The sequence below is a fragment of the Rufibacter hautae genome (assembly GCF_008271695.1).
GTDB lineage: Bacteria > Bacteroidota > Bacteroidia > Cytophagales > Hymenobacteraceae > Nibribacter > Nibribacter hautae.
Genome location: NZ_VKKY01000002.1, coordinates 1,297,471 through 1,310,683, shown reverse-complemented (window position 1 = coordinate 1,310,683; position 13,213 = coordinate 1,297,471). Strand labels below are relative to the sequence as shown.

At 51.1% G+C, this 13,213-nt stretch carries 9 protein-coding genes; 1 reads left to right on the top strand and 8 read right to left on the bottom strand.

Annotated features, from left to right (window positions below; all coding sequences use genetic code 11):
- Positions 1-76: 76 nt before the first annotated feature.
- The 8 genes from FOA19_RS14270 to FOA19_RS14230 form a co-directional block, all read right to left on the bottom strand.
- Positions 77-1,369 carry a hypothetical protein gene (locus FOA19_RS14270; protein ID WP_149091460.1) on the bottom strand — a complete coding sequence of 431 codons (1,293 nt, stop codon included), beginning with the start codon at positions 1,367-1,369 and terminating at the stop codon, positions 77-79.
- A 214-nt stretch (positions 1,370-1,583) separates the two neighbouring features.
- Positions 1,584-4,526, bottom strand: coding sequence for an FAD-binding and (Fe-S)-binding domain-containing protein (locus tag FOA19_RS14265; protein ID WP_149091459.1), 2,943 nt, complete (start codon positions 4,524-4,526; stop codon positions 1,584-1,586).
- Between the two features lie 283 nt (positions 4,527-4,809).
- Positions 4,810-5,643: a hypothetical protein gene (locus FOA19_RS14255; RefSeq protein WP_149091457.1), complete on the bottom strand. Its 834-nt coding sequence runs from the start codon at positions 5,641-5,643 to the stop codon at positions 4,810-4,812.
- A gap of 168 nt (positions 5,644-5,811) precedes the next feature.
- Positions 5,812-6,351, bottom strand: coding sequence for an SRPBCC family protein (locus FOA19_RS14250; RefSeq protein ID WP_317132038.1), 540 nt, complete (start codon positions 6,349-6,351; stop codon positions 5,812-5,814).
- Positions 6,352-6,427: 76 nt separating this feature from the next.
- Positions 6,428-9,298 (bottom strand): outer membrane beta-barrel protein, encoded by a 2,871-nt coding sequence (locus FOA19_RS14245; protein WP_149091455.1) that lies wholly within the window; start codon positions 9,296-9,298, stop codon positions 6,428-6,430.
- A 200-nt stretch (positions 9,299-9,498) separates the two neighbouring features.
- Positions 9,499-9,750, bottom strand: coding sequence for a hypothetical protein (locus tag FOA19_RS14240; protein ID WP_149091454.1), 252 nt, complete (start codon positions 9,748-9,750; stop codon positions 9,499-9,501).
- A 21-nt stretch (positions 9,751-9,771) separates the two neighbouring features.
- Positions 9,772-10,767 carry an alpha/beta fold hydrolase gene (locus FOA19_RS14235; RefSeq protein WP_149091453.1) on the bottom strand — a complete coding sequence of 332 codons (996 nt, stop codon included), beginning with the start codon at positions 10,765-10,767 and terminating at the stop codon, positions 9,772-9,774.
- 110 nt (positions 10,768-10,877) lie between these two features.
- Positions 10,878-12,206 (bottom strand): PQQ-dependent sugar dehydrogenase, encoded by a 1,329-nt coding sequence (locus tag FOA19_RS14230; protein ID WP_149091452.1) that lies wholly within the window; start codon positions 12,204-12,206, stop codon positions 10,878-10,880.
- 263 nt (positions 12,207-12,469) lie between these two features.
- Here FOA19_RS14230 and FOA19_RS14225 point away from each other — a divergent pair, with 263 nt between their 5' ends.
- Positions 12,470-13,201: a GLPGLI family protein gene (locus FOA19_RS14225; protein ID WP_149091451.1), complete on the top strand. Its 732-nt coding sequence runs from the start codon at positions 12,470-12,472 to the stop codon at positions 13,199-13,201.
- The last annotated feature ends 12 nt before the right edge of the window (positions 13,202-13,213 follow it).

Below are 13,213 nucleotides of genomic sequence, written 5' to 3'. Positions count from 1 at the left end.
TCATTTTTAAAATTGTAGCTAACGGTTGGGATAAGGCACGCTTTAGTGTGCTTCAGCTATGGTTATAGGCTGTTTTTTATTTTAATAACTCAGCAATTTCAAATACCATTTCCTTGGGCTTATCATCTAAATAAACTCCAGCTCTAATGGAATCACTTGATTTAACCTTTATCAGCTTATTAGTTAAATTAATTTTTTGTAGCCAAAGATTTATTTGAGAATTATCAGCTTTGCCCACTTGTACTCGTTTCGTCTTGTTTGTTGCCTTTTCGGTTAAGTTGAAATAAATAGGGCACTGTTCCTCCATACTTCTAGAATAATAAGTAATTTTTAACTTATAATAGGTGTTTTCAAGTGTTCGGTATTCTAATTCAGTATCGAGCCCTTTTAATCTTACTTCCGAGAATATTTTATTCATTATTGAAATATCTAGGTCATCTATTATTGCAATATCTCTTAACCCATCAATAATAGTTTGGACAACTATATTTTCTTTTTCTTTTTCGGTTTGTTTTAAATAGTTGTCAAAGTCAATTGTTGCTAGTCCATATACATACCAATCTTCAATATTAATCGAATTCATTAAGGCATCATTTAAGGTTTTAGCAACTTGAACATACAGGTGGTTATATTGGGGGCATTTAAAATTTTTCTTAATTAGTAGGTTTAAAAATATTTCGGTGTATTGATAATCATATGGGTAAAGTGCTTTTTTTGGTAGGTCGACATAATAAATGCGCAAATCTTTAAGTAGCTTATCTTTTGGCAAATTTGAATTTTTCCTTTTCTCCCGAAGTTCAATTGCCCTTTTAACCCTATTATTTTCTTCCTGAATAGACTGTTTAGAACTGATTGATTCAAGGAAATAAGGATTTATGCTGTGTTTAATATTAAGCAGTATTCTCCTAAATAAATCATAATCAAATACATCATTCTTTTTTAGCTTAGAATTGATAATTTCACCGGCCTCTAAAAACTTGTCAACTAATATTTGCGCTAGTTCAGCTTCCTGTATGTTTTTATATTGGCTTTCTATATCAAACTGATGCTGGTATATTGTTTGCTCGGCTTTGTCAAAGTGTTCTGAGAATTCAGGTGCTTTTAAAGTAATATCAATCTTTTTGTACCTTCTGTTTAATCTTGAATAAGGAAATGTAATATAATATTTTTTGTGCTCTATCTCGATTCCAATAACCCCTGGAAGTACATACATTGGTGGATAGGATAAGGTCAACCAAAGCTCATCAAAGGAAGATTTAAAACCTAAATTATCTAGTTGGCTTTGTATAAATCTATCGAAATTTCTTAAACTTCTATTTAAGCTACCACCATATCTTCCAGCTGTACTTGGAGACAAATATATTTTCATAATTTTATAAGTAGCCTTTAACTACTGTGTATAGGGAGTCGTTCCGGTTATTAACACCTTGAATGGTGCCAAACTTCAGTTTATTCACCCAACGGTAGCTTGACAACCAGAACTGCACATAATATCACATCATACATGACTCGAATTATATTCCTTATTTAGGGGCTGTTTTCATATAAACAGCCCCTAAACAACAACCCGAAAGCGGAAATATCTACTTCAACGCCTCATACAACACCTCTATCGGGTGCTGGGCGTCTCTACCAGTGCCGTCGTGGATTTGGTGGCGGCAGCTGGTGCCCGGGGCGGCGATGATCACGTCATTTGCCACAGCCCGCACGGTAGGGAAGAGCACCAGTTCGCCTACTTTCATGGAGACCTCGTAATGCTCGGCTTCATACCCGAAGGAGCCGGCCATGCCGCAGCAACCCGAGGGAATGACCTCTACCTTGTAGTTGGCCGGTAAGCTCAGCATCTGCTGGGTGTACAGCACGCTGGAAAGCGCCTTCTGGTGGCAGTGGCCGTGCAGTTTAATCAGGCGGGCCTCGCTTTTGAAGAGGTTCCGGTCAATGTTCTTGTTCAGGATCTCGCGGGCAATAAACTCATCAAACTGCAGACAGTGGATGGACATGTGTTTGGCGTCTTCTAGCTGGTCTTCGTCTACCAGGTCTAGGTACTCATCACGGAAGGAGAGGATGCAGCTGGGTTCAATGCCGATGAGCGGCGTCTCAGAAGAGACCAGTTTGTGCAGCATAGCCACATTCTTCTGGGCCAGTTTCTTGGCCTCCCGCACCAATCCCTTAGACAGGTAAGTACGGCCGCTTTCCTCGTGTTCCGGTAGCACCACCTCGTAGCCCAGTTTCTCCAGCAGCAGCACCGCTTTAATGCCGATGGGCGTGTCGTTGTAATTAGTGAACTCGTCGCAGAACAGGTACACCTTCTTTTTGGGCGCGGCACATTCCTTTACTTTCTCGGCCTGGTGCTTTTTGAACCAGCTACGCAGCGTGGTTTTGTGCAGGAGCGGGAGGGAGCGTTTGGGCGCGAAGCCCACGGCCTTTTTGAAGGCGTTTGCGGTTAAAGAGTTCTTAAACAGCAGATTGTAGGCACCCGGCAAAAGCGAGGCCAGTTTGTTCGCGTTGTTGAAGTTGCTGATGAGGCGCGTACGGAACGGAATGCCGTTGGCGTCATAGTAGTGCTGCAGGAACTCGGCTTTAAGCTTGGCCACGTCTACGTTAGACGGGCACTCAGACTTACAGCCTTTGCAGGAGAGGCACAGGTCCATGGCCTCTTTGATTTCTTCGTGGTCAAAGCGGTTGGCTTTGGGAGAGCGGGTCAGGAACTCACGCACAGTGTTTGCCCGGCCGCGGGTGGTGTCGCGCTCGTGGCGGGTCACCATGTAGCTGGGGCACATGGTACCGCCGGTGAGGTGCGTTTTGCGGCAGTCGCCTGAGCCGTTGCAAAGCTCAGCGGCCCGCAGCACGCCGCCCGCTTCTTTGAACTTGAAGACGGTGTCGAACTCGGGTGTTTCCTGGCCCGGCTCGTAGCGCAGGAAGGTGTTCATGGAGGGCGTGTTCACAATTTTACCCGGGTTGAAGATGTTGCCCGGGTCCCACACGCGCTTCACTTCTTCCAGCAGCTTGTAGTTTTCCTCACCAATCATGAACGGAATGAACTCGCCGCGCAAACGACCATCGCCGTGCTCGCCGCTCAAAGAGCCGCGGTATTTCTTCACCAGCGTGGCAATCTCCGTGGCGATGGACCGGAACAACTGGTTTCCTTCCTCGGTCTTCAAGTTGATGATGGGGCGCAGGTGCAATTCCCCGGTACCGGCATGGGCGTAGTGCACGCAATACAGGTCATACTGCTCCAGAATGAGGTTGAACTCCCGGATGAACTCGGGCAGATCGTTCACATCCACGGCCGTGTCTTCAATCACAGCCACCGGTTTGGCATCTCCGGGGATGTTAGACAGCAACCCGAGGCCCGCTTTGCGCAGGTTCCAGACTTTCTTTGTATCGGCGCCGGTCACAAGCGGGTAGTGGTAGCCCAGGTTGTTTTGCTGCAGGTCCTGCACGAGCGCCTGCGCCCGCGCTTCAATGTTGGCCAGGGAATAATCAGAGAGTTCCACCACCAGGATGGCCCCGGGATCGCCCTGCACGAAGAAGCGGTTCTGGCTCTGTTCAATGTTGGTTTTGGTGCACTCCAGCACGTAATGGTCCATTAGCTCGCTCGCGCTAGGGTTGTGCAGCAAGGCCACCAGGTTTGCCCGCAATGATTCATCCACGCTCTGGCAGTGCACGCACAGCAAGCCAATCTCCTTGGGCGGAAGTTGGTTTACGTGCAGCTTGATCTCGGTTAGGAACGCCAGGGTACCCTCAGAACCCGCTATGAGCTTGCAGAAGTTGAAGCGCTCCTCGGTCTCGGTAAACGGTTCGGTTTCCAAGAGCAGGTCGATGGCGTAGCCGGTATTGCGGCGCTGGATGCTGGGTTTGGGGAACTCGGCGCGGATGTTCTCCTGCGTCTGCGGATGGCTCAGCATGGCTTTAGTGGCCTGGTAAATGCGCGTCTCCAGGTCACCCGAGGTATTCTCACCCCGGCATTTCGCCTCAAACTCTTCCCGCGTCAAAACCCCGAATTCAGCCTCAGAACCATCGCTCAGAAGGACTTTCACAGATATAAGGTGCTCGCGGGCGCTGCCGTACACAATGGAGTTGGAGCCGCAGGAGTTGTTGCCCACCATGCCGCCAATCATGGCGCGGTTGGCCGTGGACGTCTCCGGCCCAAAGTACAAGCCGTGTGGCTGCAGAAACATGTTCAGCTCGTCTCTGATCACGCCCGGCTCCACGCACACCCAACCTTCCTGGGGGTTTACCTCCAGAATCTTGGTAAAAGTTCTGGACACATCCACCACAATGCCACTGCCTACTACCTGGCCCGCTAGCGACGTACCCGCCGTCCGGGGAATCAGGGAGGTGCCCTCCAGCTTCGCAAATAAGATGAGCGTTTTCAGATCCTGGATGGAAGCCGGAAACGCCACCGCCAACGGTTTCTCGCGGTACGCCGAGGCATCGGTGGCGTACAGCGTCCGCATGGTGTTGTCGTAATGAAGTTCTCCTTCTAATTTATGGGCGAGGTGTAGTAATTTCTCTGGTCTCATGTACTTTCATCGGGTTCAGGAACCTGGGTGATGGCCTAAATTCCTTCTACCGGGTTAATTGGCTAACGCGCAAACTTGTTTAGGATGGTTCCTTTTCTGCACGCCAAACAGGGCAAAGAAGAGGGTACAGGCATTCCCGGAACAAGAATCCCTAATGTAAGGCAGCAAGCGGGAAACTCAAAAAGAGAAATGCGGCGCTGTACTATTTCCAAGGAGAAATTTGCAGTCCGTTTTACGATTGATTTGAGCAAAACAGGCCTGAAACAATACCAATCAGTAGCGTTTATTTGCCAATTTGCTGCAATTGGTTGACTAACCTTTTGTCCAGGAGATCAGTGGCGCGGCGGGTAGCAAGCGAGTACTTCTTGAGCACGGTAGGTTCGTCCCACAACTTGCCGTTTTGGTTTTGGTCTACGCCAAAGGTAAGGGCAATCTCGTCTGAGTTGTGCAGGAGGGTGTATTCCTGCAAGCCCATGTTTGGAAAGCTGATTTCCTGAAGTTGGTTGACTTCCACATCGTAGACATAGAAGGCTTGCAGGTCTCTATAACTCAAACGCCCATTCTTGTCGGTGTCTTGATTACTGGCTTTGATCAGGAGGTACTGTTTGCCCTTGAATAGGTAATTCCTAAAACCATTGATGTGAACGGGCTTCTTATACACCATTTGGCCATTTCCCGCTAGTTGGTTGTATACAATGATGTTGAGGTAAGATCCTTGGTGCTCAAAAACCCCGGTTCTGGCAGAAGACTCTATATCAGGCTCGTTGGTTACATCATAAGAGTCGGTGACAAGCGCTTGGTCAGGGTCGGCCAAAGTTACCGGAATCAGATAAAGTTGTTTTACAGTGTCAATTAATTCTGGTGACTCGAAAGTGAGTTTTATATCTGTTTTTGGACCTGCCCCCTTACTGTTGGTGTCTCCATCGTTTCGGTTGCCGGACGGCCTCAAGCTAAAGGAATCCCTGGAGCTATCTTCGTCATCATCAGCCCTGCGTGAGCCGAACAGTTCTGACCCTAAAACAAATGCCCCAATCAGGAGAACGATCAGCAAGCCACCCACTATCAGGGTCCCGATGATGGCTAAAAGTCTTTGGTTGTAGGTGGTCAGTTTGTCCATGGCTAGGGCAGGTGAGGAGTAGGTTATTTTGGGCTAATGTTACTCAAAAATTAGGAAAGGGCTATATTGAATTTACCCTTTTTAGGAGGAAAGAACTTTCCAAAATTGTTTTAAGCCCCATTTTTTAGAATCACTGTTAAAACTGTTCAACCTCCTTTCTGGGCGGAGCTACTTGAGAACCTTTTCCCGTTGCAGGAGCGCTTTCCATTGGTTTGATTCGGCTACTTCCTTGATCACCTGGTTGCGCGTCAGAAGCAGGCGCGTCATGTACTTTTCCAGAAACAGGACATCGGCTAATTTCCCCAGAAAGCCCAGGGGTGAGGTGTAGTCGAAGGTGTCTGTCATGCGGGTTTCATCCGCAGAGAGGGCCTCAAAGCGGTGCTCGTGCCAGATGCGTTTAAAGGCCCCTTTTACCATTTCATCTACAAACCGGTGCGGCCTTTCCAGTTCCGTGATGTTGCTCGTGAGTTTCTGCCGGATGCCAAAGTGGGTGGCTTCCCAGGTGACGGTCTCGTGCAGGTCAATCAACCCGGCCACTACGCCCGCCACGGCTCTTTCATTGGTTTGCTGCGTGGAAAGCGTGTGCAGGTCAATGCTGCGGGAGAGGTCAAAGCAGCGGTCAATGGGCGCCTTGATAATAGTTTGCAGCCGGATGATGGGCATGGCAATGGGGTTAGGGTAAGGCGCTAAGATAAGGCTTGGAAACAAAAAAGCCGTTTCGGGCTGTTCTTCTAAAAACAAGCCCGAAAACGGCTTTCTGCAAATTGGGGGATATACTACGAAATTAAAATCCTCTTCCGCCACCTGGGTACCCACCACCCGGACGGTTCATGTCCTTGTTAGGGCGCGCACCACTACCCCCAAACATGCGCAGGTTGTAATTGAAGCTCAGCATGAAGTAGCGCTGCAACACGGTGGTCTGCACGTCTTCAATGTAGGCATTGGCGATGTTCCGCTGGATGCTGGTGTTCTCACCCAAAATGTCAAACGCTGACAACCGGATCTCGGCCTGGCGGTCTTTCAGGAATTTATAGCCGATGCTGCCGTTCCAGAGCAAGAAAGTAGGGTCAATCTCTTCAGAAAGACCGCCGTTGTACTGGTGGTTCAGCTCAGAAGTCAGGGTCAGGCCTTTCCACAGAATCCAGTTCAGTCTGAATTGGCTGCTCTGGTTGTAGTAGTTGTTGTTCTGCTCCTTACGCAAAGAGTAAGTGGCCTCGTTGTAGGTAGCGTTGGTGGAGATCAGGAAGTCAAAGTTTTCACTGATGTTAGAACTGATGACCACGCCGCCACCCACGTTGGCCGTTGTGGTGTTGTTTTCCGCGTTATCAATCAAACCCGGAGTTTGGTTATAGGTGGCGTTTAGGTTCAGGTTCAGGTTAGACTTGATGAACGGCAGGGGCAGACCATACGTCAGGAAGGACCGCAAAGAGTACTGGCCGTCCAGGTTCACGGGTCTGTTCAGTTGCTGGTTTCCTCTCAGGGTATCGCCGGGAGAAACAACCACTTCACCTCTTCTGGCAGTGATGGTCTGTCTGCCAATGTAGTTTTGGGCTTTTGAGCCACCCAGCACAAAGAAGAAAGAAGAAGACCGGCCTGGGTTGGCAGACGAGTACCGCATGTTGAAGTTATGGTTAAAAGCCTGGCCCAAGCCTGGGTTACCCTGGTTCCAGATCAAGGAATTAGACTTGTCAATGGCGCTCTGCAGCTGCTCTACGTTAGGTGTCTGGGAGCGGCCGTTGTAGAAAATCCTGATGTTACGGTCCTGGTTGAAGTTGTAACGCACCATGGCAAACGGCAACACATTGTGGTAATTGTACTCCGGGTTGATAGGGGTAGGGTACAACTGATCGGTTTGCATGTTCAGGAACTGGTAGCGGCCGTTCAGCATCACCTGGAAATCTTTGGTGTTGTAGCGCCAACCGGTGCCAAACTCCTGGGTCATGGTTCTGTTTTCCACCGTGCTGGATTGGCTGGCCAGCAGGTTGTCATACACTTCGCTGTTCTCGGCGCGCTCATAGGTGCGCTTGTCGCCGTCTGAGTTGCTGTAGTTGGTGGTATAGGTCAGCTGCAACTGCGTGTTTTTGGTCAGTGGCTCGGTGTAGTTCAGGTTGGCGCCCAGGTTCAGACCTTTGTTGTCCAGCACCGAGATCTGGTCCTGAATCTGGATATCCTCATCGGTCACCGTTTCTGAGTACAACTCGCTATTGCCCTTGTTCTGGTTGTAACCCGTGGTCACGTCCAAACTGATGGTACGGCCTCTTTTAGGGAAGCTGTGGCGGTACAGGATGTTGTTGTTGAAGTTCATCCCGTCCAGGTCAGACCCGAAGTTGTTCAGCAGGCTGGTGAAAGGAGATCCTGCCAGGGTAGCGCCCCGGTCAAAGCTGGTGCCGGTGTTGTTCTGGAAGCTAAGTCTCGGACGGATGATGATGGAGTTGGCTGAGTCAATGTTGTACGTCAACCGCAGGTTGGCGCGGTGGTTCATGTTCCTAGTGTCAGAGTTGCCGTTCTGGCCGTAGGTGCTTTCGTCTGAACCGTCAATGCCGTACTGGCGGAAGAGGGAGTAGTTGGCCCCGGTGTTGGAGTGATTGAAGAAGTAGCTGCCTTGCACGTCTACTTTCTTGCCCCATTTGTCCAAGTAGTTTAACCCGATGGCGTTGGTGCGGGCAATTCCGTTATTGGAGTTCACCAGGAAATCGCCGGTATTGTTACCGCCGCCCCAGCCTCCGCTGCCTGGTCCGCCACCACCGCCACGGGGACCACCACCTCCACCGCGGTTTCCACCGCCCCGGCTAGAGGCACTGGCTACGCCCACCAGGTCTTCTGAAGAGAAGTTCTGCTCGTTCACGTTGTTGCTCAACCCCACAATAGAGATGCGGCGGTCGCCTTCAAACTGGTTGATGTTCCCGCTGATTCTGTAGCGCCCGTCGGTACCGGCACCCGCGCTGATGCGCCCGAAACGGCCGGTCCTGAACTCAGGCTTGGTCACGATGTTGATCGTTTTCTGCTCGTTTCCGTCATTAAAGCCGGTAAACTGCGCCTGATCGCTCTGGCGGTCAAACACCTGGATTTTGGAGATCACCTCGGCGGGTAGGTTTTTCAGCACCGCGCTGGGGTCTTCCCCGAAGAATTCTTTACCGTCTACCAGCACGCGCTGCACCCGCTCTCCCTGGGCCTGCACCTGTCCGTTCTGGATGGTAATGCCCGGCATTTTCTGGATAAGGTTCTCGGCATTAGCATCGCGGTTCACCTTGAAAGCCGCGGAGTTCATCTCGGCGGTATCTTGTTTTTGGATCACGGTAGCGGCCCGACCTACTACCTCTACCTCGCGCAGCGTAGTGGCGCCGGAGGTAAGGGTAAGCGTGCCCAGTTGGATGGGAGCACCCGTGGCCGTCACAGAGCGGTATAACGTCCCGAAGCCCAGGTAAGAGATCTTCAGCACGAAACGGCCGTTCTGGATTCCGGCAATTTCAAAGCGACCTTCCACATCGGTAGCGGCGCCCTTGTAGACCGAGGAGTCCTGCGCATTCAAAAGCGCCACCGTGGCCCCAATGAGCGGAGAGCCGCCGCCCACGGCCTGTCCTCTCACGGAGGTAGTCTGGCTGTACCCTAGATAAGAGATTAAAAGAAATAAAAAGAGTAAAGGTATTTTTCTCATTGCCTCATAGTTTGGATTTAGACCATTACCAAAGGACTTGGTTTAATACAGGCAAAAAAAAACTGTTTAAAGGCTGTTTTCTCAAAATCAACCTTTAAACAGTGAGGGGAGGTTCTTTGCCTTAGTAGCTAATCTGCCGGTGGTTTGCTCTTAAATTGCTAACATTTCTTCAAGATGAAGCCTCTTTTTAGGATTTCCTTTTACTTACTCAATCCTTTGCTACTGAAAAACTCCTCAAACAGCCGTTGTTCTTCCTGCTCTTCCGGAGAAAGGTCTTTCATGGTCAAATCACTCAGGCCCAAGGGTGTGTAAAAGATCCACTTCCAAATAGGACGGTGCTTCAAAAACAAGTGCGTTTCGGCGAATTCATCGTGGTGGTACAGGCCCAGCCATAACCTGAAGGCAAGTCCTAACAGAATGAGTATAAGTACCGGAATCATTCTCCTTTTCATGTGGGGCAACTAGGTAGGGAGTTACTCTTTCAAAAAGGCCAGCAATGGCTGAATGAACCGGTTATACGCCTCAATATGCGGCAGGTGGCCCACGTTGTCCAACTCTACCAGCTTTGAATTCTGGATTTTCTTCGCTGTTTCTTTTCCCAGCGCAGGATAGTTACCCAACTTCTCACGGGCGGTAGCCGGCGCGTTGGCTTTGCCCAGAGCCGTGCGGTCGCGCTGCCCGATGACCAGCAGGGTTGGCATCTTTAACTGGTCAAACTCATAGACCACCGGCTGCGTGAAGATCATGTCATAGGTGAGGGCTGCGTTCCAGGCAATCTTGGGGTAGTCTGGGCTGATGGTCCAACCGGCCAGCAGGTTCACCCATTGGTCGTACTCGGGTTTCCATTGGCCACCGTAGTAGTTATCCAATTGGTATTTCTTGATGCCTTCCTGGGTTTGTTTCAGCTCCCCGGCATACCATTTCTCTACGCTCTGATAAGGCACCCAGCGCTTCCAATCTTCTAACCCGATGGGATTTTCCAAGATCAATTTTTCGGTGAAATCAGGGAACATGAGCGCGAAACGGGTAGCCACCATACCGCCCATGGAGTGGCCCAGCACCGCGGCTTTCTTTACCCCCAGGCTGTCCAGCAAGCCCTTGGTGTTCTGGGCCAGCATCTGGAACGAGTACTGGATGTTCTGCGGCTTAGACGATTTCCCAAACCCGATCTGGTCTGGAATGATCACCCGGTAGCAGTTTTTAGACAGGTCACGGGCGGTTTGTTCCCAATAGGCGCCGTTGAAGTTTTTCCCGTGCAGCAGCACCACCGTCTTGCCATTGGGCTTTTGCGGCTTTACGTCCATAAAGGCCATTTTGAAGGATTGCTGCTGCACTTTCACCGGGTGAAACGCCACCGGAAAAGGGTAGGTATAGTTGGTTAGCTCTGCGTCTAAGGCTTTTAACTGTGCCTGTGAGTAAAAGGTACCCAGCAGGAAGAAGGCAATAAGAAGTATTCTGAGAGATTTCATGTTTAACACTTGTGCTAAATGCAGGGAAAACGTAAAACAGGTTTGAACATTGTTTTACGGAAAGAGCCCCTAAACGCGCTCGGTATCCTGCCAGAAAATATTTAAGAGGCTTATTTGGCCGCTACCCGCCAGATCGTGTTGCTGGAATCATCGGCGACCAGCAGCGAGCCATCCCGAAGTACCGCTAATCCCACAGGCCGGCCATGCACCTCGCTTTTCGCGGTATCAGAGACAAAACCCGTTAGGAAATCCTCGGGCGGACCACTGGGTTTGCCGTTCTGGAACGGTACGAATACCACTTTGTACCCCACCAAGTCTGATCGGTTCCAGGAGCCGTGCTGCGCCACAAACGCCCCGCCCCGGTATTTGCCCGGGAAGGCAGATTTCTTGTAAAAGGCCAAACCCAAAGAGGCAGTGTGCGCGCCCAGTGGCACCTCGGGCACCAGGGTTTTCTTCACCAGATCCGGCCGTTGGCCTTTCATGCGGGGATCTTCGTTCGGCCCGAAGTAAGCGTAAGGCCAGCCGTAGAAGCCGCCCTCTTTCACGCTGGTCAGGTAATCGGGGACCAGTTCATCGCCTAGTTCATCGCGCTCGTTCACGGCGGCCCAAAGTGTGTTGGAGCCGGGCACCCAGTCAATGCCTACGGGGTTGCGGAGGCCGCTGGCGAACACCCGCTCCCCAGAACCGTCTGGGTTTATCTCCAGGATATTGGCGCGCCGTACCTCGTTTTCCATGCCGTTCTCGCCGTTGTTGCTGCCAGACCCCACGGCTACGTAGATTTTAGAGCCGTTGGGGTGGGCCAGCAGGTTGCGGGTCCAGTGGTTGTTATAGCCGCCGGCCGGTAATTCCAGAATCTTCTCGCCTTTGCCGGCGATCTTGGTTTGCCCCGGTTGGTAGGGGAAGCGCCACAGCGCATCGGTGTTGGCGACGTAGAAATAGTTGTCCAGCACCAGCATCCCGAAGGGCTGGTTCTGCCGTTGCAGAAAGGTGTACCGCGCCTCTGGTACGCCGTCCTGGTTCGTGTCCCGGAAAAGGGTTATCCGGTTCGCGCTTTTCCCCATGTTCTGGGACATGGCCTGGCCGGTGACTTTGGCGGCGATTTTCTCAGCACCTTTTTTCTCCGTTTCGGCCTCAGAGACAAAGATGTCGCCATTAGGCGCCTCGTAGATCCAGCGGGGATTGCGCAAGCCATCGGCGAACTTGGTGACCGTAAAAGCCGCGGGTGCGATGGGCGTTTTATCGGCGGGCCAGCCAATCACTTTGCTGTAGTTCTTCACCGATTCAGTGGCGTAAGGCTGGGGGAGCGGCGTTGCGGCCGAGTTCTGGGCAGTGGTTTCCTGGCTGGTGCCATTTGCCGTTTCTTCTTTGGCTGGTTTGTTACAGGCGAACAGGAGGCCTCCCAAAAGGAAGCAGGCGGCCGAAATTCGTATAATTTTCATGGAAGCAAGAGAATAGGTCCGTATTAATTACGTGTATATACGCAGGTGAGGAGAGAAGTTATCTTCCCGGGTTTGGCGGATCTCAGGCCTTCGTTTCGGGGCCGATTTTCGGAAAGAAGACTAAAAACACCAAGCCTAGGCAGGACTTTTAAGGGGAACAATCAGGAGGCGGGTACTTTAACAATACTTTAACTTTTCATTAGGCAGGCCTTAACACCTTGGCATAGAGCGCCCCGCTATCTTTACCAAAAAACAACCTACCTATGAAAACTTGCATATTCACCCTCGGCCTACTAGCGTTCTTCTGCACCTTTTCCCTGGCTTGGGCGCAGGAAGGGGTGATTGTGTACGAAGTGAAAATGAACATGCACCGTACCCTAGGCAAAGACCGGGAAGGCATGAAGAGCATGATCCCCGAGTACAACGTGAGCAAGCAGGCCCTGTACTTCAGCCCAGAGGCTTCTTTGTACAAGCGCCTGGTAGACGAAGAAGAGGAGGCCACCGCCGGCTCAGGCGGGGTGGTGTTCAGGATGCGGAATGCCAACGGTGAACTGTACCTGAAACCAGCCGAGTCAAAGAGGGTGTCGCTCCGCGATTTTAATGGCAAGAAATACCTGGTGCAGGACAGCCTGACCCTGCTGCCCTGGAAAATGGGGGAGGAAACCAAAACCGTGGCCGGCTATCCCTGCAAACAAGCCACTTTCGTTGACGAAAAGCGGAAACAGACCGTGGTGGCCTGGTACACCGACAAATTGCGGCCTTTCCTGGGGCCTGATTCCTATGCCTCTCTGCCGGGTGCCGTGCTGGAGATTGACGTGAACAACGGCGAGCGCGTGGTAAAAGCCCTACAAGTAGATCTGCGGCCGCTCAAAAAGGGTGAACTGGTGGAACCGACCAAAGGAGAGAAGATCACCGAGAAGCAATTCCAGGCCATGATAAGTGAGCAGATGGAACGCATGCGCCAGAACGGCGGAAATATGATCATCCGGAACTAATCACCTTCTTAC